At 41.4% G+C, this 24497-nt stretch carries 21 protein-coding genes; 17 read left to right on the top strand and 4 right to left on the bottom strand.

Going from position 1 to position 24497, the window contains the following annotated elements:
• The first annotated feature begins 11 nt into the window (after positions 1-11).
• Positions 12-881: an Hsp33 family molecular chaperone HslO gene (hslO, locus tag DXB39_RS10235; protein WP_117841765.1), complete on the top strand. Its 870-nt coding sequence runs from the start codon at positions 12-14 to the stop codon at positions 879-881.
• Positions 878-2800, top strand: a complete 1923-nt coding sequence (locus DXB39_RS10230) for an NAD(+) synthase (protein WP_117841766.1) — start codon at positions 878-880, stop codon at positions 2798-2800. The genes hslO and DXB39_RS10230 overlap by 4 nt, the downstream gene beginning before the upstream one ends.
• Positions 2801-2843: 43 nt before the next feature.
• Here the strand turns inward: DXB39_RS10230 and DXB39_RS10225 are convergent, their stop codons facing one another.
• Positions 2844-3542 (bottom strand): phosphatase PAP2 family protein, encoded by a 699-nt coding sequence (locus tag DXB39_RS10225; RefSeq protein WP_117841767.1) that lies wholly within the window; start codon positions 3540-3542, stop codon positions 2844-2846.
• 267 nt (positions 3543-3809) lie between these two features.
• Here DXB39_RS10225 and DXB39_RS10220 point away from each other — a divergent pair, with 267 nt between their 5' ends.
• The 7 genes from DXB39_RS10220 to DXB39_RS10185 all read left to right on the top strand — a co-directional run bounded on the left by DXB39_RS10220 (position 3810) and on the right by DXB39_RS10185 (position 12924).
• A complete protein-coding gene (locus DXB39_RS10220; RefSeq protein WP_243006021.1) occupies positions 3810-5657 on the top strand; it encodes a peptidoglycan binding domain-containing protein in 1848 nt (615 codons plus the stop codon).
• A gap of 578 nt (positions 5658-6235) precedes the next feature.
• Entirely contained in the window at positions 6236-7402 is a 1167-nt protein-coding gene (locus DXB39_RS10210; RefSeq protein ID WP_199534364.1) for a galactokinase, read from the top strand.
• Positions 7403-7419: 17 nt separating this feature from the next.
• Positions 7420-8952: a UDP-glucose--hexose-1-phosphate uridylyltransferase gene (galT, locus tag DXB39_RS10205; protein ID WP_117841769.1), complete on the top strand. Its 1533-nt coding sequence runs from the start codon at positions 7420-7422 to the stop codon at positions 8950-8952.
• Between the two features lie 208 nt (positions 8953-9160).
• Positions 9161-10060 (top strand): DMT family transporter, encoded by a 900-nt coding sequence (locus DXB39_RS10200; protein ID WP_117841770.1) that lies wholly within the window; start codon positions 9161-9163, stop codon positions 10058-10060.
• A gap of 59 nt (positions 10061-10119) precedes the next feature.
• Positions 10120-11319, top strand: a complete 1200-nt coding sequence (locus DXB39_RS10195) for a pyridoxal phosphate-dependent aminotransferase (protein ID WP_117841771.1) — start codon at positions 10120-10122, stop codon at positions 11317-11319.
• 55 nt (positions 11320-11374) lie between these two features.
• Positions 11375-12436 (top strand): histidinol-phosphate transaminase, encoded by a 1062-nt coding sequence (hisC, locus tag DXB39_RS10190; protein WP_117841772.1) that lies wholly within the window; start codon positions 11375-11377, stop codon positions 12434-12436.
• A 20-nt stretch (positions 12437-12456) separates the two neighbouring features.
• A complete protein-coding gene (locus DXB39_RS10185; protein ID WP_117699128.1) occupies positions 12457-12924 on the top strand; it encodes a COG2426 family protein in 468 nt (155 codons plus the stop codon).
• A gap of 114 nt (positions 12925-13038) precedes the next feature.
• Here the strand turns inward: DXB39_RS10185 and DXB39_RS10180 are convergent, their stop codons facing one another.
• Positions 13039-14043 carry an ABC transporter substrate-binding protein gene (locus tag DXB39_RS10180; protein WP_117841773.1) on the bottom strand — a complete coding sequence of 335 codons (1005 nt, stop codon included), beginning with the start codon at positions 14041-14043 and terminating at the stop codon, positions 13039-13041.
• Positions 14044-14173: 130 nt separating this feature from the next.
• Between DXB39_RS10180 and DXB39_RS10175 the strand changes: the two genes are divergently transcribed.
• Positions 14174-14905: a phosphatase gene (locus DXB39_RS10175; RefSeq protein WP_117841774.1), complete on the top strand. Its 732-nt coding sequence runs from the start codon at positions 14174-14176 to the stop codon at positions 14903-14905.
• 684 nt (positions 14906-15589) lie between these two features.
• On the opposite strand, the gene bsh is transcribed toward DXB39_RS10175, so the two are convergent.
• On the bottom strand, positions 15590-16576 hold the full coding sequence (bsh, locus tag DXB39_RS10170) for a choloylglycine hydrolase (protein ID WP_117841775.1): 987 nt from the start codon (positions 16574-16576) through the stop codon (positions 15590-15592).
• 222 nt (positions 16577-16798) lie between these two features.
• Between bsh and DXB39_RS10165 the strand changes: the two genes are divergently transcribed.
• The 5 genes from DXB39_RS10165 to DXB39_RS10145 all read left to right on the top strand — a co-directional run bounded on the left by DXB39_RS10165 (position 16799) and on the right by DXB39_RS10145 (position 20715).
• On the top strand, positions 16799-17038 hold the full coding sequence (locus tag DXB39_RS10165; protein WP_117699171.1) for a hypothetical protein: 240 nt from the start codon (positions 16799-16801) through the stop codon (positions 17036-17038).
• A gap of 16 nt (positions 17039-17054) precedes the next feature.
• Positions 17055-17663 carry an HD-GYP domain-containing protein gene (locus DXB39_RS10160; protein ID WP_117841776.1) on the top strand — a complete coding sequence of 203 codons (609 nt, stop codon included), beginning with the start codon at positions 17055-17057 and terminating at the stop codon, positions 17661-17663.
• Between the two features lie 101 nt (positions 17664-17764).
• A complete protein-coding gene (locus tag DXB39_RS10155; RefSeq protein WP_022243411.1) occupies positions 17765-18067 on the top strand; it encodes a DUF6110 family protein in 303 nt (100 codons plus the stop codon).
• A gap of 97 nt (positions 18068-18164) precedes the next feature.
• Positions 18165-20240, top strand: coding sequence for a heavy metal translocating P-type ATPase (locus tag DXB39_RS10150; RefSeq protein ID WP_117841777.1), 2076 nt, complete (start codon positions 18165-18167; stop codon positions 20238-20240).
• 142 nt (positions 20241-20382) lie between these two features.
• Entirely contained in the window at positions 20383-20715 is a 333-nt protein-coding gene (locus tag DXB39_RS10145; protein WP_117841778.1) for a YerC/YecD family TrpR-related protein, read from the top strand.
• Positions 20716-20815: 100 nt separating this feature from the next.
• On the opposite strand, the gene DXB39_RS10140 is transcribed toward DXB39_RS10145, so the two are convergent.
• Positions 20816-21505, bottom strand: a complete 690-nt coding sequence (locus DXB39_RS10140) for a DUF1836 domain-containing protein (protein ID WP_117841779.1) — start codon at positions 21503-21505, stop codon at positions 20816-20818.
• 269 nt (positions 21506-21774) lie between these two features.
• Between DXB39_RS10140 and pcrA the strand changes: the two genes are divergently transcribed.
• Together pcrA and DXB39_RS10130 are read left to right on the top strand one after the other, a co-directional pair.
• On the top strand, positions 21775-24003 hold the full coding sequence (pcrA, locus tag DXB39_RS10135) for a DNA helicase PcrA (RefSeq protein WP_117841780.1): 2229 nt from the start codon (positions 21775-21777) through the stop codon (positions 24001-24003).
• 127 nt (positions 24004-24130) lie between these two features.
• Complete coding sequence (locus DXB39_RS10130) at positions 24131-24409, top strand: hypothetical protein (protein ID WP_022242638.1); 279 nt, start codon at positions 24131-24133, stop codon at positions 24407-24409.
• The last annotated feature ends 88 nt before the right edge of the window (positions 24410-24497 follow it).

Here is a 24497-nt window from a genome sequence, read left to right as displayed (position 1 = left end):
AGGAAGAAGAAATGTCAGATTATATGGTGAGAGCAACAGCTGCAGATGGACAGATTCGTGCATTTGCGATTACATCAAAAGAGATGACGGAGGAAGCAAGAGTCCGTCATAACAGCAGCCCGATTGTAACAGCAGCATTAGGACGTGCCATGAGCGCAGCAGCAATGATGGGCAGCATGATGAAGGGAGAAAAAGACCTTCTGACCCTGCAGATTCAGGGCAATGGTCCGATGCATGGCCTTACGGTAACTGCCAATGCTAACGGGGGTGTAAAAGGCTATCCCGGCGTGGCAGATGTGATATTGCCACCCAATGCAGCCGGTAAATTAAATGTAGGCGGAGCCATTGGAAATGGTGTTTTAAGTGTTATAAAGGACATGGGATTAAAGGATCCGTATGTAGGACAGACCGAGCTTCAGACCGGTGAAATCGCAGAGGATTTAACCTATTATTTTGCAGTATCCGAGCAGGTACCATCTTCCGTGGGTTTAGGAGTTCTCATGAATAAGGACAATACAGTGCGTCAGGCAGGCGGGTTTATCATTCAGCTGATGCCGTTTACAGAGGATGCAGTCATTGATACTTTAGAGCAGAAAATCGCACAGATAGCATCCGTAACAGAAATGTTGGAAAAGGGCATGACACCGGAAATGATTTTAGAGGAAATCTTAGGAGAGATGAAGCTTGAAATCAATGATACGATGCCGGTTACCTTCCATTGTGACTGTTCCAAAGAGCGTGTGGCAAAAGCACTGGCAAGCTTAAGCAAGAAAGATTTGGATGATTTAATCAAGGATGAAGAACCGATTGAAGTAAAATGTCATTTCTGTAATGAGAATTATGTATTCAGTCCGGATGATTTAAGGGAGATAAGAAAATGAGAGATGGATTTATCAAAGTAGCAGCAGTAACACCAAAAGTAGTAGTCGCAGATCCGGTAGAAAATACCATTCGAATAAAAGCGGCAGTAATGGAAGCAGCAGCAAACGGAGCCAAAGTCATTGTGTGCCCGGAGCTTTGCATTACCGGATATACCTGTGGCGATTTATTTTTACAGGAGACTTTATTAAGAAGCGCAAGGGAGCGGCTGGTATGGCTGGCAAAGGAACTCGGTGCTTTGGATGCCGTTGTATTTGTTGGTCTGCCCCTGATGCATGAAGGCAAGCTTTATAATGTGGCAGCAGCTTTAAACAAAGGCGAGATTATCGGCATCGTGCCAAAGACCCATATTCCAAATTACAATGAATTCTATGAAGCAAGATATTTTACTCCGGGAAAAGAAGAAGCAGAGGGTGTAGATATTGCACCGGCTTATCATGTACCGATGGGAAGCCACATTTTGTTCCAGTGTGATGATGTATTGCCGGAGCTGGTAATCGGTGTGGAAATCTGCGAGGATGTCTGGACACCAAACCCGCCGAGTATTTCCCATGCTCTGGCAGGAGCAACTTTAATCGTAAATCTTTCTGCCAGTGATGAGACAACCGGAAAGGATATTTACCGGAGAGAGCTGGTTGCAGGACAGTCTGCCCGCCTGCTCTGTGGCTATGTCTATGTCAGTGCCGGAGATGGAGAATCCACACAGGATGTAGTATATTCCGGGCATAATATCATTGCAGAAAACGGAGCGGTTTTAGCAGAATCCGAACGTTTTACCAATGAGACGGTATATTCTGAAATTGATATGGAACGTCTGGTATCCGAAAGACGGAGAATGAGCACTTTTGCAGCAGGCAGCAGAGGCAAGGATTATCTTAGATTTTCTTTCTTTATTGATAAATCAGATACAACGCTGAGCCGTTTCGTGGATCCGGCGCCATTCGTTCCGGGCAATAAGGACAAGCGTGATAAACGTTGTGAAGAGATTTTAGCTATTCAGTCCATGGGACTTAAGAAACGGTTAGAGCATACCGGATGTAAATGCACAGTGGTAGGCATTTCCGGAGGATTAGATTCCACACTGGCACTTCTGGTTACGGTGCAGGCATTTGACCGGCTGAAGCTTCCGAGAGAGCAGATATATGCAGTTACCATGCCGGGCTTTGGAACCACAGACCGTACCTATGAGAATGCATTAAGTCTCATTCGCTGTCTTGGCGCAAAGCTGATAGAAGTAGATATCAAAGAAGCAGTACGCATTCATTTCCGGGATATTGGTCAGGATGAAAGCGTACATGATGTCACTTATGAAAATGGACAGGCAAGGGAACGTACCCAGATTCTGATGGACATTGCCAATAAGAATAATGGTATGGTAATCGGAACCGGAGATATGTCAGAGCTGGCATTGGGCTGGGCTACCTATAACGGTGACCATATGTCCATGTATGGAGTGAATGCATCCGTACCGAAGACGCTGGTGCGCCATCTGGTACACTACTATGCAGACACCTGTGGAAATAAGGAACTTTCAACTGTACTTTATGATGTCTTAGATACACCGGTCAGCCCGGAACTGCTTCCGCCGGAAAATGGAAAAATCGCCCAGAAGACAGAGGATATTGTAGGACCGTATGAACTGCATGATTTCTATTTATATTATGTGATGCGATTTGGCTTTGCTCCGGCAAAAATATATCGCCTGGCACAGGTGGCATTTGCGGGGCAGTACGACAATGCAGTGATTTTGAAATGGTTAAAGACCTTCTACCGCCGTTTCTTCTCACAGCAGTTTAAACGTTCCTGTCTGCCGGATGGACCAAAGGTCGGTACGGTAGCAGTATCACCAAGAGGTGATTTAAGAATGCCAAGTGATGCATCAGTGCGTATCTGGATGGATGAAATCGAACATTTGAAATAAAAAAACTGCTGCTCAAAATGGAGCAGCAGTTCTTTTATAAAAACTATATGTGTTTAAGCTGTTTTTCTAAAGATTCTTTTGCCTTGCTGCGGCCGAAAGCAAAGTTCCTGCCGTAGACGAAAGAGTACATGACAGCAGCCATTACAAATGCAGTAACCACATCAAATACAGAATGCTGTTTTAAGAACATGGTTGCAAGAATAATGCTGGCCATAAGAATGAAAGAAGCCAGCTTTAACTTCGGACGATTCTTAAATTCTTTACTGTTACAGATTGCAATGTGAACACCGAGCGAATTATAAACATGAATACTTGGAAACAGGTTTGTCGGTGTATCGGTTGCATAAAGCCAGGCTACCATATGGGTGAAGACATTGTCATGCTCAAAGGAATGCGGGCGGAGATAATGTCCGTTTGGATAGAGGCTGGATACTACCAGAAATACAGTCATTCCCACAAACAGGAATGTACAGAGCCGGTAATAATCTTCTTTATTTTTGAAGAAAAAGTAAAGAACCGCATATGCAACATATCCAAACCATAACATATATGGTACGATGAAAAATTCTATAAATGGGATTTTATCATCCAGTGCAGTATGTATTACGTTGAAATTTGAAGTCACATGTTTTTCCAGATAGGCAAACCATGGAAAATATATGAATACATACAGCAGAACCCATGCGTGCTTATATTTTTGAAAAAATGCTTTGAGATTTTGCTTAAAGTTACCTTTTTTCAATATCGGATTTCCCTTCTTTAATGTAAGAATACTACTTCTATTTTGGAATTCTAGCACAGCATTTTTTAAAAAACAATGCTATAAAATTGAATTTAATAATTTTTATGGAATTCTTAAGATTTTAATGGAAAAGGAACATTTTCATTGTGCAAGAATACAAGAAAATGTATTTCATTTTTTAAATAAATATTACAAATGCGGGATTTCATTGACAAAGAAAAACGGTCAACTATAATGGAAACTAGCAAAATAGAAAGGTTAAGGGATATGAAGAAGAATGAAGAGAAACAGCAGGAAACTGCGAAGGAAAAAATGAGCAGAAAAAAACTTCTTTGTGTAATCGGAATTCCTGTAGGAATATTAGTTGTGATTTATCTGGTGCTGGCACTGTTTTTTCAGAGCCATTTTGCATTTCGTACCACGATAAATAATGTGGGGGTATCCGCTTCCTCAACCAGTGGTGTGGAAAAGAAGATTACGAAGCAGGCATCCAGGTATGAGATGAAGCTGGTGGAGCGTGAGGATAAGACAGAGAGCATCAATGGAACAGACATTGACATGGAGCCGGTATTTGATAAGCAGGTAAAAGAGCTTTTAAAGAAGCAGAATGGATTTGCATGGCCGTACTATCTTATTTCTCCACGGAAATACGAAGTGGAAACCATGATAACTTTTGATGAAGAAAAATTGAAGGATGTTCTGGATAATTTGTCCTGTATGGATGAAGGCAAATGGACGGATTCCGAAAATGCAAAGATTAAGGATTATACAAAGGATGGCTATGAAGTGCAGCCGGAGGTATATGGAACAAAAATCGATAAAGAAGCATTTACGGAGAAAATCAAAGAAGCCTTGGATAAAATGCAGCCGGAATTTGACCTTTCCGGGGAAGGCTGTTATGAAGACCCTAAGGTAAAAGAAGAGGATGATGTATTTCAGGATGCATTGGATACTTTGAATAAATATACCCAGATGAAGATTACCTATCAGGCAGAAGGCAAGGATGATGTGGTTTTGGATGGAGAAACCATCAGTACCTGGCTTTCTGTGGATGATGATTTCAATGTGTCTGTAGATGATGAGGCATTGAGCGCTTATGTAAAAGCTATGGCAAAAAATTATAATACCGCCTATGGAAACCGGACACTGGATACCTCTTATGGACAGACAGTGACAATTTATGGTGGAAATTACGGATGGTGGGTAGATAATGCAGCTGAAAAGGAAATGATACTGGAGGATTTGAAAGCCGGTAAGGATGTAACAAGAGAGCCGGTTTATTCCCAGACGGCTAACAGCCATGGTGAGAATGACTATGGTAATACATATGTGGAAATCAATCTGACCGCACAGCATTTGTTTTTCTATAAGAACGGATCGCTGGTGGTAGAATCTGATTTTGTCTCCGGTAACCTTGCAAAGAATCATGGAACGCCGTCCGGCTCTTTTGGTGTTACTTATAAGGCAAAGGATGCGGTGCTTCGCGGCGAAGATTATGAGTCTCCGGTATCTTTCTGGATGCCGTTTAACGGTGGTGTTGGAATGCATGATGCCAGCTGGAGAAGTACTTTTGGTGGAACAATTTATAAAAGAAGCGGTTCACATGGATGTATCAATCTTCCATACAGTGCAGCAAAAACAATTTATGAAAATATAGAAGCTGGTTATCCGGTGCTTGTTTATGAACTGCCGGGAACCGAGAGCCAGAAGGGCAAGGATATGGATGCAGCATCTGCAGTAGATGAGGCAATCACCTCCATTGGAACAGTAACCCTGGACTCCGCAGGAACCATTGCATCTGTCCGTTCCCAGTATGATGCTTTATCTGACAGCGCCAAAGCATATGTAAAGAATCTGAATGTGCTGACAGCAGCCGAGTCAGCTCTGTCACAGTTGCAGTATGAACAGGCCCTGCAGGAATTGCAGAATCAGGAAAGTATCGATGCACAGAACGTAACGAATACAATCATGGCATTGCCAGATACGATAACTGCCACAGATGCAGCAGCAGTAGCCAATGCAAGAAATGCCTATAATGCCTTAAGCGAGGGCGCAAAAGCGAAGGTACCACAGAGTGCACTGGACAAGCTGGCAGCCGCTGAAGCAGCATTGTAAAATAAAAGCAGGGAAAGAGAACACTACCCTCGGTTCAGACAATTCTAATGACATCGGAAATAAAATTGAAAATAGAAATGTAATAGAAATAACACCAGCCTCTGCCTGGATGATTACAGATACATGAGGGAGGCTGTTAGGGACTTATGAAATTCGTTCGGAAACAGGCAACGCCGGTACAGGGATGTACCGGCGAGGCGCAGATGAACATGGATGTGAATTTGCGCCGGTTGCCGGAAGCAGATACGCTTTTATCGAATTTCCAATGTCCCTTACAGCCCTCCCTCGTATCTTATTCATTCAGACAGAGACTGGTGTTTTTATATAAGATTTTATATTTTCACAGTTATTTATAAATCCTTATCTTGCATATGGAAAAATGTTGCCAAATAGCAATTGAGATGTTGCAGACTAGAACGGCAATATTGCAAAGAAACAGGGCATATAGTATAATCTTATCAAGAAGTAAAAAATATAAATTATGTTGCTGACGAGCACAAAGACAGATGAATAATATCCTGTGAAAATGTGCCGGATAACAGGAACGGATGAAAATAAATCGAAAGGAGAATGTATTGATGAAGGAGCAGGTTTTGACAAGGTTTAAGGAATTATTTGGGGATGAAGGAGACATCCGTGTGTATTTTGCACCGGGACGTGTGAATCTGATTGGAGAGCATACGGATTACAACGGAGGTCATGTATTTCCATGTGCACTGACCATTGGAACTTATGGCGTGGCAAGAAAACGTGCCGATAAGAAACTGAGATTTTATTCCATGAATTTTGAACAGCTTGGTGTGCTGGAATCTTCCATTGAAGGCTTGAAACCGGAGAAAGAAGCAGACTGGACGAATTATCCGAAGGGTGTTATCTGGGCGTTTGGAGAAAAGGGCATGCAGGTAGATACCGGACTGGATTTGTTATTATTTGGAAATATCCCGAATGGTTCCGGACTTTCTTCTTCTGCATCTGTTGAGGTACTGACCGGATATATCTTAAAGGACTTATTCGGATTTGGTGTAACGAATCAGGATCTGGCTTTAATCGGACAGTTTTCAGAGAATAAATTCAATGGAGTGAACTGTGGCATCATGGATCAGTTTGCCATTGCCATGGGAAAAGCAGAGCATGCAATTTTCTTAGACACGGCTACTTTAAAATATGAATATGCGCCGGTTCGTTTAAAAGATGCTAAAATTGTAATTTCCTGCAGCAATAAGAAGCGTGGTCTGGGTGATTCGAAATATAATGAACGTCGTGCAGAGTGTGAGGAAGCACTGGCAGAATTACAGAAGGTGGTGGACATCAAAAGTCTTGGTGAATTGTCCGAGGAACAGTTTGAAGAATATAAGGGAGCCATCGGAAGTGAGGTCCGCATGCGTCGGGCAAAACATGCGGTATATGAGAACCAGAGAACCCTAAAAGCAGTGGAAGCTTTGAAAGAAAATGATGTGGAAACCTTTGGAAAGCTGATGAATGCATCCCATGTATCCTTAAGGGATGATTATGAAGTAACCGGAATTGAACTGGATACCTTAGTGGAAGAAGCCTGGAAGGTGGATGGAGTCATTGGATCCCGTATGACAGGTGCAGGCTTTGGCGGATGCACCGTCAGTATTGTAAAGGATGAAGCAGTAGAACATTTTATTGAAGCAGTAGGCAGTGCCTATGAAAAGAAAATTGGATACAGCGCAGATTTCTATGTGGTAGAAATTGGAGATGGTCCATCCAGACTGGCATAAGAAACAGGAGGAAAGTCATGATTTGTGAAGATATCTTAAAATTAACAGAATATGGCATGGTAACCGGACTGGTTCCGAAGGAAGATGAAAGATTTACCATCAACCGCCTACTGGAATTGTTTGAATTAGAAGAATTAGATGAGGACGCTGTGGCAGCTTATCAGTCACGGACTCCGATGAGCAGAGAAGAAGCAGAAGAGAGTCTGGAAGAATTATTAAACCGTCTGCTGGATTATGCTTATGAAAAAGGCATTTTAAAGGAAAACAGCGTAGTATACCGAGATTTATTTGATACGAAAATCATGGGAATGCTGATGCCGAGACCAGGTGAAGTAATTCATAAATTTCAGGATCTTTATGAGAAAGATGCAAAAGCGGCAACAGATTATTATTATACCCTTAGCCAGGACAGCAATTATATCCGCAGATATCGTATCATGCGGGATATGAAATGGACCGCAGAGACGGAGTTTGGTGAACTGGATATTACAATTAACTTATCCAAGCCGGAAAAGGACCCGAAAGCCATTGCAGCTGCAAAGCTGGCAAAACAGAGCGGCTATCCGAAATGCCTTTTGTGTAAGGAAAATGAAGGTTATGCAGGAAGAGTCAACCATCCGGCAAGACAGAATCACCGTATTATTCCGGTAACCATCAATCATAGTGACTGGTTCTTACAGTATTCTCCTTATGTGTACTATAATGAGCACTGCATCGTGTTTAATGGAAAGCATACACCGATGAAAATCGAGAAGGCAACCTTTGGAAAACTGCTGGATTTTGTAAAACAGTTTCCACATTATTTCGTCGGTTCCAATGCAGACCTGCCGATTGTAGGAGGCTCGATTTTAAGTCATGATCATTTTCAGGGTGGACATTATGAATTTGCCATGGCAAAGGCACCGCTGGAAAAAGAGATTACCTTTGCGGGCTTTGAAGATGTGAAAGCCGGAATTGTAAAATGGCCGATGTCAGTTATCCGTCTGTCCGCACCGGATACAGAACGGCTGATTGAGCTGGCAGATAAAATACTTCTGACCTGGCGTGGCTATACGGATGAGGCAGCATTTATTTTTGCAGAAACAGACGGGGAGCCACATAATACCATTACACCAATTGCAAGAAAACGAGGCAATAATTACGAACTGGATTTAGTGCTTCGTAATAATATTACAACAAAGGAGCATCCGCTGGGCGTATATCATCCGCATGCGAAGCTTCATCATATTAAGAAGGAAAATATCGGCTTAATCGAGGTAATGGGTCTGGCAGTGCTGCCGGCACGTCTGAAGGACGAGATGGCACAGCTTAAGACGGCAATTCTTTCCAGGGCTGATTTACGGAGCAATGAAGTTTTAAGTAAGCATGCAGACTGGGTAGAGGAATTTTTGCCGAAATATGAGAGCATTACGGAAGAAAATATCGACGGGATTATCCGAAAGGAAATCGGACTGGTATTCCGTGAAGTTCTTCTGGATGCCGGTGTATACAAATGCACCGAAGAAGGAAGAGAAGCATTTTTACGCTTTATTGACACGGTAAATAAATAGAAAAAGATGTTTATCCGGGAGTGGGATTCTGGTTGACATAAGAAAAGAGCATCATTGGCACAAGGTGTTATCCAATTGGAAGGATGAAAAGCACCGCCTTTGATGCTCTTTGTTGTATGTTATGACTCTTGCAAGAAGGAAAGGAATGCATTAATATAAGAGCGATATGATAAATTATGCAAAAGAATAAGGACAGAATGGAGATTTTATGAAACAGCAGATAAAGAGTTCTTTGATATTATTGTTGACCGCAACCATCTGGGGCGTTGCTTTTGTAGCCCAGAGCGTGGGCATGGAATATATTGGTCCCTTTACCTTTAACGCAATCCGATGCGTTCTGGGGGGACTGGTGCTAATCCCGGTTATTCTGGTTTTAAAGAAAAAGAAAGAGATAGGAGCAGAAAATCAGGAAAAAGAGGATAAAAAGACTTTGTGGATAGGCGGAATTGCCTGTGGTGTAATTCTTTGCATTGCATCCAATCTGCAGCAGTTTGGCATTATGGAAGCAAGCGTTGGTAAATCTGGCTTTTTTACGGCGTTGTATATTGTGATGATTCCGGTTATCGGCATCTTTATTGGAAAGCGTCCGGGAATCAAGCTGTGGTTTTGTGTAGCGCTGGCAGTTGTGGGAATGTATCTGCTTTGTATGAAGGACGGCAGTTTTACCATTGAGAGGGCAGACATCATGCTTCTTTTATGTGCACTGGCATTTTCCTTTCATATACTGGTGGTTGATTATTTTTCACCGAAGGTAGGCGGCGTAAAAATGTCCTGCATACAGTTTTTTGTATGCGGAGTACTTTCAGCAGTAGGAATGCTGTTTACAGAGACACCGGATATTTCCAATATTCAGGCGGCATGGCTGCCTTTGTTGTATGCGGGACTTCTTTCCTGCGGCGTTGGCTACACCTTGCAGATTGTAGGACAGAAAGGCATCAACCCGGTTATCGCATCCCTTATTATGAGCCTGGAATCCGTGATTTCCGCACTGGCTGGCTGGGTGATCTTGGGACAGGTATTATCCCCAAAAGAAATTTTAGGCTGCGTATTGATGTTTGTGGCAATTATTATCACGCAGATTCCCATCGGAAACAAGAAAACAGATTGATTTTACGGATAGTCTCAGCTATACTGTAACAGAATAGAAAGAGAAAGAAGGCATAAGATATGTTGTCAAAAAAGATAAAACAGGCAATGGCAGGAAGCTCTGCAATTCGTGCCATGTTTATGGAAGGAAAAGAAATGGCTGCCAGATATGGGGCAGAAAATGTGTATGATTTCAGCCTTGGCAATCCAGCTACACCGGCACCGGAAAAAATTAAGACAGCAATTTATGATATTTTGGATAAAGAAGACCCACTTGTGGTGCATGGATATATGGCAAATGCAGGCTATGAGGAAGTAAGAGAGGCAATTGCAGAGAACTTAAATGAACGCTTCGGAACCAATTTCCATGGGAAGAACCTGATTATGACAGTTGGTGCAGCAGGCGGTCTGAATATTATTTTTAAGACGATTTTAGATCCGGGCAATGAAGTTATGGTATTTGCTCCGTATTTTGGTGAATATAAAAGCTATGCCGCAAACTTCGATGCAAAGATTGTGGAAGTCATGCCAGATGAAGCAGATTTTATGCCGGATTTAGCAGACTTTGAACGAAAAATTACAAAAGATACAAGAGCGGTTATCATCAACAATCCGAACAACCCGACCGGAGTGGTATATTCAGATGCAACCTTAAAAGAGATTGCTAGAATTTTAACTGCGAAGGAAGAGAAATTTGGAACCGACATTTATCTTATTTCCGATGAACCATACCGTGAACTGGTTTACGACGGCGTACAGGAGAATTTCCTGACGAAATATTATAAAGATACGCTGGTAGGATATTCCTTCAGTAAATCTTTATCACTTCCGGGCGAGCGGATCGGTTATGTGGTAGTGCCGGATGAAGCGGCAGATTCCGCAGAATTAATCGAGGGAATTACCGTATCAAACCGTACTCTTGGCTTTGTAAATGCACCATCCCTCATTCAGAAAGCAGTGGCAGAGTGCTTAAAGGAAAAGACTAATCTTGAATTTTATGACCGCAACCGTATTGCTTTATATGAAGGACTGACGAAGCTTGGATTCACCTGCATCAAACCACAGGGAGCATTTTATCTGTGGCTGAAATCTCCGGTTGCAAAGGAAGAAGAATTTGTAGAAGCTGCGAAGAAATACCATTTGATTCTGGTAAAAGGAAGTGCCTTCGGCTATGGCGGTTATGTACGTCTTGCATACTGCACTTCTTATGAGACAGTAGTAAATTCCATGCAGGCATTTGCAAAGCTGGCAGCAGAGTATGGACTGAAGGCAGCAGAATAAAAAATCGGAAAACGAAAGAATGATAAAATCAAGCAGCAGATAGAAGGAGTAAGACATGAAAGCATGGGAAAATAATATACGCAAAGTTATCCCGTATGTTCCGGGAGAACAGCCGAAGAAAGAGAAAATGATAAAACTGAATACCAATGAGAACCCGTATCCACCGGCACCGGGAGTAAAGGATGTTTTAACCTCTTTTGATACCGACCGGCTGCGTCTTTATCCGGATCCAAAGATTGAGAAACTGACGGACGCCATTGCAGAACGATATGGTTTAAATTCCAATCAGGTATTTGTGGGCGTTGGCTCAGATGATGTACTTGCCATGTGCTTTATGACATTTTTTAATTCCAGTCGTCCGATTCTGTTTCCGGATATTACTTATTCTTTCTATGATGTCTGGGCAGAGGAATTCCGTATTCCATATAAACAGATTCCACTGGATAGGAATTTTACGATTCGCCTGGAGGATTATGCTGGGGAAAACGGAGGAATTGTATTTCCAAATCCAAACGCACCGACAGGAAAACTGCTTCCGTTAGAAGATGTGGAACGCATCATTGCACAGAATCCGGATGTCATTGTTATTGTGGATGAAGCATATATTGATTTTGGTGGAACATCAGCATTGCCGCTTATTGATAAATATGACAATGTGCTGGTAGTCCAGACCTTTAGTAAATCCCGTTCCATGGCAGGCATGCGGATTGGATATGCGATGGCACAGCCTGAATTAATCAAATATTTGAATGATGTTAAATATTCATTTAATTCTTACACCTTAAATTCCCTTACGATTGAAATGGGAACGGCTGCTATTTTGGATGAAGCTTATTTTAAAGAGACAACACAGAAGATTATTGCAACGAGAGAGCGTACCAAGGAAGAACTTCGGGCACTGGGATACCGGATGGATGATTCAAAGAGTAACTTCCTCTTTGTAACCCACGATACGATTTCCATGGAGAAGCTGTTTGAAGATTTGAAGAAGGAAGACATTTATGTCCGTCATTTCTCTAAACCGGAGCGGATTGCAAATTACCTGCGTATTACCATTGGTACAGATGAAGAAATGGATACGCTGATTACGTTTTTGAAAAACTATAAACAGTCATAATTCATTAGGAAAGGAGTATTATGTTATTACATTATCTGATCGTATTTTTGGTTTCTATGGTACCATTGGTTGAACTGAGAGGAGCAATTCCGTTTTCGCAGGGGTTTGGACTTCCATTGATACCATCTTATATTATTTCTATCATTGGAAATATGCTGCCGGTACCATTTATTTATTTCTTTGCAAGAAAAGTACTGATTTGGGGTGCAGATAAGCCTGTTATTGGAAAATTTTTCAGCTGGTGTCTGGAAAAAGGTGAAAAGGGTGGTAAGAAGCTGCAGGCAAAGGCTGGAAGAGGATTATTCCTGGCATTACTGCTCTTTGTTGGAATCCCGGTGCCGGGAACCGGAGCCTGGACAGGAACTCTGGCAGCCAGCATCTTAGATATGGATTTTAAATCATCTGTTATTGCAGTGATGCTTGGCGTATTGCTGGCTGGTGTAATTATGATGTTAATCAGTGTTGGTGCATTTTCTATGATTCGCTAACAGGGTGGAATGTAAAAAGGATATCTAAGTGATAAAAGCACAGCATGTATAGTAATGTTATTTACTATATATTCTGTGCTTTTTAAATAATGATTTAATTTCTGATATTTTAAACTACGGTGTGGATGCTTTTTCTGCAAAATCTGTATTTACAAGATCTTCATAAGGAGCGGCACCGGAGAGAACACCGGACTCTTCTAAAATAGTAAGCATTAAGTCATAGCCTTCTTCCCGGAGTATTAAATCTGTGTTCCAGGTTTCCTGGTCGTAGTAGCGGCTTACAATAAGTGTAAGGGTTTTAAGATCTGTTTCACTAAACTGTGGTGCAATGACAGTTGCGATTTCTTCCGGACTGTGACCTGCTACATAATCCATGCCTTTCTGTAAAGCATTGGTGAAATGCTGGATAAGGTCGGCATTTTCTTTAAGATAGCTTTCTTTGGCACAAAAAGCAGTATATGGAAGATAGCCGGAATCCACGCCAATGGACGCTACCACATAGCCGTCACCGGACTGCTCCAAAGCAGTAGCGGATGGTTCAAATTCAATGGTATAATCCCCCTGCCCGCCGGAAAAAGCCGCTGCGGTAGAACCAAAGTCAATACTCTGGTCGATTTTGACTTCGGAAGGAGAAACCCCATTTTCCCGGAGTACATATTCATATACCATTTCCGGTGTGCCACCGGCTCTTCCGCCCAGCACATCTTTTCCAATCATATCTTCATAGGAAAAGGAATCGGTGTTTTCCCTTGCAACCACAAAGTTACCGGCACGCTGGGTAAGCTGTGCAAAATTAATGACATGGTCTTTTGCGCCTTCCGTGTAGGCATAAATGCTTGCCTCCGTTCCCATGAATCCTACATCTGCATCCCCGGAAACAACGGCAGCCATGGTTTTATCCGCTCCAAAGCCGGTGGTCAATGAGAGCTCGATTCCCTCATCTTCAAAGTAGCCTTTTTCGATGGCCACATACATCGGTGCGTAAAAGATGGAATGTGCCACTTCATTTAATTTTACGGTTGTTAATGCTTTAGAATCATCTGATTTGCAGGCACAAAGCGGGAAGGACATAAGAAGAATTAAGAAAAGAGAAATACCTTTTTTATAAAATCGTTTCATAGAGCATCCTTAAAAGACATTTGTATTATAGTATGAAAGACAGATGAAAATGTGCTATGATGAATAGGATAGGATTGTCTGAAATTTAGAAAACAGTATTATGACAAGAGATATAAAAGGAGAACAGAACATGAACGACTACGTAGACCTTCATACTCATACAATTGCAAGCGGACATGCTTACAGTACTATTGAAGCAATGATAAAGGCGGCAGAGCAGAAAGGAATCCGTCTCTTTGGTATTACAGAGCATGCTCCGAAAATGCCGGGAACCTGCAGCGAGTTATATTTTAATAATCTTCGCGTGCTGGAAAGAAAGCATGGAGAAATGTATACGCTGTTTGGCGCAGAACTTAATATCATGGATATGGAAGGGCATGTGGATCTGCCGGAGCGTACCTTAAAGCAGATGGATTTGTGCGTTGCAAGTATGCATGGTCCGTGTTTTCATCCGGGAACCATAGAAGAAAATACGAAAACTTATCTGAATGTGATGAAAAATCCCTATATAAACATTATCGGACATCCGGATGATTCTTATTATCCGGTGGATTATCGTGCATTGGTGGAAGGTGCAAAGGAACATCATGTATTGTTAGAGGTCAACAATGGCTCCCTGACACCGGGTGGCTTTCGGCAGAATACGAAGGAAAACAGCTGCAAAATGTTAGAACTTTGCAAGGAATATAAAGTTCCGGTTATCATGGATTCCGATGCACATGTGGATACTGCAGTTGGGAATCATCAATATCCATTGGAAGTTATTCAGATGGTAGATTTTCCGGAAGAACTGGTGGTCAATACCAATGTGGAACTGGCGAAGAGTTTTTTGAATTATTTTAAATCACCGGAACATCTATAAGGAGTTATCACATGTGAGAAAAGAATATCAACAGCGGTATTGACAGAAAACAAGAGTTAGCATAAACTAACTCTTGTAAGGAACATTACAATACACACAAAATACTTTGGACGTAAAGGGAGCAGACTTTTGATGCGGGTCTGCTCCTTTTATATGTCATCCATTAAGGGATTGAGATGTGGGAGATAACATTTAGAATCAAAGAATTTTGCAGCAGTCAAAGTACATCTGATTTTCTTTTATGTGAAATGTCAACCGTTCTTAGGGGTCTGTTTTTCTTGATGATAAACTGTCTTTTCGGTTGCTTTGACAGAATATTGGTACTGTCCGTCGAGGACAGATGCCACCTAATGTCTGCAAGGGGCACTGGGAATTTCGATATACTTTTCATTTCATCTGGCAACCGGCACAAATTCACATCCATGTTCAATTGTGCCTCGCTGGTACATCCTTGTACCAGCGTTGCCTGTTGCCAGACGAAATTCCAAGTGCCCCTAACAGCCCTTATCAGGCATCTGCACTTCGACGATCAGTACCAATATTTTGTCAAACATAGAAAAGACGGTTTTTATCGTAAAAAGAAAAACAGACCTCTTAGAACGGTGACGTTTCATCATATGAAAATCAATGCGCTTCGACTGCTGCAAAATTTTTTAATAAATTTATCTCCCACATCGCAATCCCCTAATTCTGCCAGTGAATCTCACCTGCATCAAGAACCGCAAACCGGATCAACTCTGCACTGTCCAGGTTCTCATGATGCATATCGATTCCGTTAATTGAATGATTATCATAGGTCGTATAGTAATAAATTCCCTTATCCGCATTGCAGCAGGAAGTATAGATTGTAATTTCATATTTGTTATCAGCAACTTCACAGCAGCCCCGCTGCTGGTCGACGGAACCTAAGATATGAAAGAACTGGCTGACACTTTCGATTTCTGAACTGCCGGAAATGGAATGTAGTCTGGTGAAAGCAACCCGGATAAAACGGGATTGGGAAGATAAATCGCCCGGCAGACCCAAAGCCCCCATACCGCGGCTGTAAGCCTGTAAGTTGAGCTTGTCGGAAAAATGATTTTCCGGCTGCCTGGATGAGAGAGCCGCATAATTATTTAAAGCAAACATCTGCATTGGAAAAGGTGGATTGTTGGTCAGCACACCGGCAGGATTGTCATAGATATGAAGCCCGTCTGCCATGGATTCCACAACGATGTTTTCACTTTTGTCGGCAATCATCCAGTGAAGCTGTGCTGCCGGAAAATGGCTGGCAAAAACAGTTCCAACGAGATTCATCTGTACTAATTTTTCTTTGGCTTCTGAAACAGAAGCACACTGGCTTAGAATCCATGGAATAAATTCAAATTGTGCAACATTTTCTTTTGTATCAATAATATCAGCATAAGCGGCATTTCCCACAAAGTTAAGCCCTGCCATGCAGACACCTTTTTCATTGCAGGCATCATAATAAAGAGGATAGTCAACACCATTGTCTGGTGCTACATGAGCCATGCCAATCATGGCATAGTGGGAGCTTAAAGTCCCGGCATGACGGAAATGAAAAGGATAGTTGCGAGGGGTGATGGTGACTTCATCACCATAAGAAAATTCATAATCAAGGGTTCTGCCCATGTAGAAGTTCTTTGTTTGATAAGTAGCTGCGGTGCACATAAAATAGCCTCCTTTTATCTTTCTTTTGTATTAGTATTCTGCTGATAAATCAGATTTATGTAATAGGACTATTATAACGTGGATACAGGGGTAAATCAAATTAAGAAATAATGAGAAAAAATATCAATACGAAAGGTTCTATTTTCAATAGCAGGTGTTATAATACAACTGGATTAGAAAGAACTAACATAAAGTAGTAACAACTAAGAAAGGAAGCACATTATGGGAAGATATTATCGGATGTCTAAAAAAGTAACAGAGGATCAGGTAAAAGAAATTCTTCGTGAAACATTAGAATTAGAAGATGTAGAGGAAGCAGAATATGAGGCAGAGACACAGCTTCTTAAAATTGTAACCAAAGATAACCAGTTTGCAGGTGTTATGACCAGAGTGGTAAATATCTGCAGCAGAATCGGCAAAGGAGCAGAATTATCATTTGCAAAATTTGTCATTGAAGGATAGAAAGTGAAGGGATTATTTGAAAACTTGTGAATATTGCGGCGAGATAGATTATCATGAAATTATAGAATGCATTACCTGTGCACTGGATGCAAAGGACCCTTATACGGCGGGGCATTCCCAGCGTGTCAGTGATATGGCTATGAAAGTATGCCAGTTAATTGGCTTAAAAACGGAGAATATACAGCAAATCCATATTGCGGCACATCTCCATGATATTGGAAAAATTGGTGTTCCGGATGCTGTTTTAAATAAAGAAGGAAAGCTTGATGATGAGGAATGGGAGGCAATGAAGAAACATCCCTCTATTGGAGCTGAGATTTTGAGTAAATCAAGACATTTAAAAGAACTGAAATATATCGTGCTCTGTCATCATGAACGATTCGATGGAGAGGGCTATCCGCTTGGACTCAAAGGAGAAGAAATTCCGGTGGGGGCAAGAATCATTGCAATCTGCGATTCCATTGATGCCATGACTTCAAACCGGAGTTATCGCAAAGCACATGATTTTGACTACTGTTATCAGGAAATCAAAAATAATCTTGGCAAGATGTATGATCCGATTATTGGACAGTATGTCTTAGACCACTGGGAAGAAATTATTTCCGTAATCAAAATTTCAAGATAAGATTCTGTTGTTGATAAGAATTCTCAATAACGAAAAAGAGTATGGACAATGGGTTTTAATGGCGGTAAGCTAAAAAACAAACAGAAATAGGAGGAATACATATGTTTGATTTTGTGAAAAAATTTAACTGGAAGAAGACCGGAATCTTTGCTGCCGGTGTATTGTTTGGAACAGCCGGAATTAAAATATTAGGTAGCAAGGATGCAAAGAAAGTCTACACAAACTGTACAGCAGCAGCATTACGTGCAAAGGAATGTGTCATGAAGACTGCTTCTAATATCCAGGAGAATGCAGAGGATATTTATGCAGAGGCACAGCAGATTAATGAAGACAGAGCTGCTAAAGCAGCAGAATATACAGATGAATCTGTAGAAGATGCAACAGAAGAAACTGTAGCAGAATAAACATTGGGCATGCGATTTTGCTCGCTGTTCACGTAAACTATGAGAATCACCTGCAGAATATGCTGTAGGTGATTCTTTATCTAAGGAAGTATGTAATATGAGATTTGTTATAAAACATGAGATAAAAGGAAGACTTCGTATTCATATCATTCAGGGCGGGATGAGTTTCCGCCAGGCAGATATGATGGAATATTACCTGAGTAACTGCAAATGTGTCACTTCAGTGAAAGTAAATGAACGTTTACAGGATGCAGTAGTCTGTTATGTGGGAAATCGTGAGGAGATGATAGAGACACTGCGTCATTTCTCTTATCAGAAAGTGGATGTGCCAGAGACTTTTTTACAGAATTCCGGCAGGGAGCTGAACCGGACTTACTGGGACAAGCTGGTAAATAAAGTGGTACTCCGTATGGGTAGTAAGATGTTCCTGCCATATCCAATCCGTGCAGGAATTACCATGCTCCGTTCTGTAAAATATTTATGGGCGGGCATTTCTACATTGGCGAAGGGCAGGATAGAGGTTCCGGTGCTGGATGGAACAGCTATTGGAGTATCCCTGCTTCGCAATGACATCAATACAGCAGGTTCCATTATGTTCTTACTGGGCATTGGAGAAATCTTAGAGGAGTGGACACACAAGAAATCCGTCGATGATCTGGCAAGAAGTATGTCCTTAAATGTCAGTAAAGTATGGCTGTGTCAGGATGGACAGGAAATACTGGTATCGGCATCTGAGATTAAAGAAGGCGATGAAGTCTGTATTCATATGGGAAATGTCATTCCGTTTGATGGCGTGGTAACGGAAGGGGATGCGATGGTAAATCAGGCATCCTTAACCGGCGAATCCCTTCCGGTGCATAAGAGTGTAGAAGGTTATGTCTATGCCGGAACCGTATTGGAAGAAGGAGAACTGACCATTCGTGTCAAAGAAGTAAATGGCTCCAGCAAATTTGAAAAAATTGTCACGATGATTGAAGAGTCAGAGAAGTTAAAATCTTCCCTGGAAAGTAAAGCCGAGCATCTGGCAGACCGTCTGGTTCCATATACATTACTAGGAACAGGCATTACCTGGCTCTTTACCAGAAATGCCACAAAAGCATTAGCAGTTCTTATGGTGGACTTTTCCTGTGCATTAAAACTTGCAATGCCGGTATCTGTATTGTCTGCAATCCGTGAAGCAAGTGTGCACAATATTACCGTAAAAGGTGGCAAATTCTTAGAGGCAATGGCAGAAGCAGATACCATCGTCTTTGACAAAACAGGTACTCTGACCAAAGCACAGCCTACCGTAGTAGATGTGGTTTCTTTTACGGATAAGCCCACGGAAGAGCTTTTACGTATTGCTGCCTGCTTAGAGGAACATTTCCCTCATTCCATGGCAAAGGCAGTCGTAGATGCAGCCCAGGAAAAGAATCTTGTGCATGAAGAACTACATTCTAAGGTGGAATATATTGTAGCCCACGGAATTTCTTCCACCATAGAAGGAAAGAGTGTGGTAATCGGAAGCTATCACTTTGTATTTGAAGATGAAAAATGTGTGGTTCCGGAAGGCTATGAAGAACAGTTTAACAGCCTTCCATCAGAATATTCACACCTTTATATGGCAATTGAGAACCGCCTTGCAGCCGTTATCTGCATTGAAGATCCGCTTCGTGATGAAGCAGCAGCCGTTGTAAATTCCTTAAAGACAGCCGGAATTAAGAAAGTTGTTATGATGACAGGGGATAGTGAACGTACAGCATCCGCCATTGCAGCAAGAGTGGGCGTAGACGAGTATTACTCCGAGGTACTTCCGGAAGATAAGGCAAGTTTTGTAGAGAAAGCCAAAGCAGAAGGACACAAGGTCATTATGATTGGAGATGGTATCAACGATTCACCGGCATTATCTGCGGCAGATATTGGAATAGCCATCAGTGATGGAGCAGAGATTGCAAGAGAAATTGCAGATGTAACTATCGGTGCAGATAATCTTTATGAGATAGTAACCTTAAAGGTGCTGAGTAATGCATTGATGAAGCGGATTCATAAGAATTACCGGACAATTGTTGGATTCAATACAGGACTGATTGTGCTTGGCGTGGCAGGAGTCCTGCAGCCAACCGTATCTGCATTACTTCATAATACATCTACATTGGTAATTACCTTAAAGAGTATGCAGAATCTTCTGGATTAAAAATTTCCAGAAACAGAAATTTTGAGGTTCAGAAAAAGAAAAAAATTGAAAAGAAAATTTTTCGAAAAACGGTTTACTTTCACACTTTAATATGCTAACATTTTTGTATTGAAAAAAGTATAATACGAAAAGGAGAGGCAGAATGAGTAAGAATGTAAGAACGGAAGCAGTGGATCATTTGTTTGATGCAATCTTAAGCCTTGAAAATAAAGAGGAATGTTATAAATTCTTTGAAGATGTCTGTACGGTAAATGAATTACTGGCATTCTCACAGAGATATGAAGTGGCAAAGATGTTGCGTGAGCAGAGAACTTATCTTGATATTGCAGAGAAAACTGGCGCATCAACGGCAACCATCAGTCGTGTGAATCGTTCCCTGAATTATGGATGTGATGGATATGATATGGTATTTGCAAGAACGAATGTGAAACCTTTGGAAGAAGAGAAAAAAACGGAAAAGAAAAGCGAAGAGTAGAAATAAAATTAAAACGATATTTAAATTTTGTACAAAATTACGCAAATGCTAAAGAAAAGCACCGGTTCGAACCGGTGCTTTTTTCCTGGCATATGGCTTTTTATTCGTTCGACTTTTTTCCGGAAGTCTTTTTCTCAGAAGCTTTTTTCTCTTCGGAAGCTTTCTTTTCTGCAGCACGCTGCTCATCTTCGGCTTCTTTTTCCATTTCTTTTGTCTCGTCAATCAGCTTTTCAATCAACATACGCTTTACAAATACATCAAAGCTTAACATGCAGATAAAAGAAAAGGTATGAAGAAAATCCTGGTCTTCTTCCGGCGCATCTGCAAAGGTGGTAGAACTGGTGTTAAATTTCTTGGTAATATCTTTCATCAGATTTTTTACTTCATCCCGTTCCAGACTGAACACCTCTTCATAGACAGTTGTCAGATTGAATTCTCCTTCTGCATTGAAGAAACGTTTTGCCAGAGGATTTAAGATACTTTCGATATCATTGATACTTAATATGTTTTTGAAATAATAAATGAAAATCAGCATCAGAATATGTTCTTTGCTGTATTTCTTCTTGACCGGCGGTGGAAGCAGATTGTTTTTTGCATAGTTGTTAATCATGGTTTTGGTCAGAATCTTGTCATCGGGATGACGCTTGGAAGCTGCAAGCTGGGTATCCATGAAGGTTGTAATCTGATCCATGTAAAGGTCAATATTTGGAATACTTTCCGGACGGATATAGTCAATCCGCGACAGACTGGATAAAATACTGTTTAATAAATCTTTAGCATCAATTGTCATTTGAATTCACCTCATACCTATTATATAGTATTGAAAACTAGATAACAAGAAGAAAAATGACAGAAAGCATATACAATGACGCTGTGATGTGTAAATGACATTGCGTGATGCAACTACAATAGAATGAACATATGGGGAAAGAACCCATGAATGCGTTCAACGGACAGTACAAAAAGAAATCTAAAAAGAAATACAGAAAATATGTTCCCATCCCCTAAGGAAGTATGGTATACTGAGCGAAGTGGTATTGAGGAGAATAAAGGAGCATTATGAGTATATACGATTCATTAAATGAAGAACAGAAAAAAGGTGTATTTACAACAGAAGGACCTGTGTTGCTGCTGGCGGGCGCAGGCAGCGGAAAGACCCGTGTACTGACCCACCGGGCGGTATATCTGATTGAGGAGCTGGGAGTCAATCCCTATCATATTCTTGCGATTACATTTACCAATAAGGCAGCAGGCGAAATGCGGGAGCGTATTGATGACATGGTGGGTTATGGCTCGGAAAATATCTGGGTATCTACCTTTCATTCTACCTGTGTGAGGATTTTGCGCCGTTTTATTGACCATATCGGATTTGGAACCAACTTTACCATATATGACACAGAAGACCAGAAGACCATTATGAAGGATATTTGCAAGCGTCTGGAAATCGATACGAAGATGTATAAGGAAAAAAGTTTTCTTGCAGCGATTTCTTCTGCAAAGGACGAGCTGATCAGCCCGGAAGCATATGCCCTCCGGGCACAGGGAGATTTCCGGAAAATGAAGGAAGCGGCCGTTTACCGGGAATATCAGCAGGTATTGCGGAAAAATAATGCGCTGGATTTTGACGATTTAATTGTGAAGACGGTAGAGCTCTTCCAGTCAGATATTGAAGTGCTGGATTATTATCAGGAGCGGTTCCGTTATATTATGGTGGACGAGTATCAGGATACCAATACGGCACAGTTCCAGCTGATTAAACTGCTGGCAGGCAAATATAAGAATCTCTGCGTGGTAGGTGATGATGACCAGTCCATTTACAAATTCCGTGGAGCAAACATTTATAATATATTGAATTTTGAAAAAGAATTTCCAAATGCAGTCACCATCAAGCTGGAGCAGAATTACCGTTCCACCCAGAATATTTTAAATGCAGCCAATGGGGTCATTGCAAATAATGTGGGACGAAAGGCAAAACGTCTCTGGACGGAGAATGAGGAAGGCGAAAAAATTGCATTTCATCAGTTTGAAACCGGATTTGATGAAGCAGACTATGTAGCAAAAGATATCCGGAGCAAAGTGCGGGAAGGCATGTATCATTACGGAGACTGTGCCGTATTATACCGTACCAACGCCCAGTCCCGACTTTTCGAGGAACGTTTTATCACAGCCAGCATACCATATAAGATTGTGGGAGGAGTAAACTTCTATTCCAGAAGAGAAATCAAGGATTTACTGGCTTATCTTAAGACCATTGACAATGCCATGGATGATCTGGCGGTACGCCGTATTATCAATGTGCCAAAACGTGGAATTGGAGCAACGACATTAAGCAGGGTGCAGGATTATGCCGATGAAAACGGTCTTACCTTTTATAATGCCTTAAAAATGGCAGAAGAGATTGGCACAATCGGACGGGCATCTGCAAAAATCAGACCGTTTGTAATGCTGATTCAGAGTATGCGGAGCAAGTTGCCGTATATCAGTGTATCAGAGCTTTTGCAGGAAATCATTGAAGAAACCGGTTATGTCCGTGAGCTGGAAGCAGAAAATACAGAGGAAGCACAGCAGCGAATGGAAAATATCGATGAGTTGATTTCCAAAGCGGTTACTTATGAGGAAAGCGAAGAAGAGCCGACCTTAAGCGGATTCTTAGAGGAAGTAGCACTGGTTGCAGATATTGACAGTGTGGATGAGACACAGGACTATGTTGTGCTGATGACGTTACATAGTGCAAAAGGTCTTGAATTCCCACAGGTTTATCTGGCAGGAATGGAAGACGGACTGTTTCCGGGATTCGGTGCAATCTGTGCGGAAAATCCAACAGCGGAAATCGAAGAAGAACGTCGTCTTGCCTATGTGGGAATCACAAGAGCCAAGGAGCGGTTGTCCATATCCTGCGCAAGAATGCGTATGATACGAGGAGAAACACAGTATAATAAGGTGTCCCGTTTCGTAAAAGAGATTCCGCGGGAACTTTTAGCGGGAACCATCCAGAAGGAAAAAATGCCGGATATTCCGAAACCAAGTATGATGGCGAAAAATGCATTTTCGGCAAAGCCGATGGCACTGCGCAGAACTGGCGTACCGGAGGCAAGAAACTTTGGCAATTCCGCAATGAAAAAGCCGTTGGATTATGCTGTGGGTGATACCGTTTCCCATCTGAAATTCGGCACCGGAGTCGTAAAGCAGATTATTGACGGCGGCAGGGATTATGAGGTTACCGTTGATTTTTCCAGTGTAGGTGTGAAGAAGATGTTTGCATCCTTTGCCAAATTGAAAAAGTTATAAAAATTTTATGAATTTGTAATTTTTTCTAGTAGATTGGGGAAACATATGCTATAATGAATTAATAAAAAGAGTTCTAGGTGGCAGGAAAATGAAAAACTGTTGTTGGCATAAAAAGGAGTGGTCAGAAATGGAAAAAATGGAAGAATTAAAGAATTTATTAACCGCAAATGTGAACAAAGTAACAGAATTATTGCATAAAAAGGAGAAAGAGGAAATAATGGAAGAGAAGAAAAAATCAAAAGCTGGTTTAATTTTTGCAATCATTGGTATTGTTGTAGTAGTTGCTGCAGCTGCTTATGGATTATATCGTTTCTTTGCACCAGATTATCTGGAGGATTTTGAAGACGATTTCGATGATGATTTTGAAGATGATTTCTTTGACGAGGATGACGAGGAAGAGAAATAATCATTATCATTTGCATAATTTAACAGGTGAAGATGTAAAGGGCTGTGTGATATCATGCAGCCCTTTTACTGAGTGTGCCGGAAACGCT

The organism is Roseburia sp. OM03-7AC, from assembly GCF_003462625.1.
GTDB classification, from domain to species: Bacteria; Bacillota; Clostridia; order Lachnospirales; family Lachnospiraceae; genus Roseburia_C; species Roseburia_C amylophila.
This window is presented reverse-complemented; position numbering and strand designations above follow the sequence as displayed.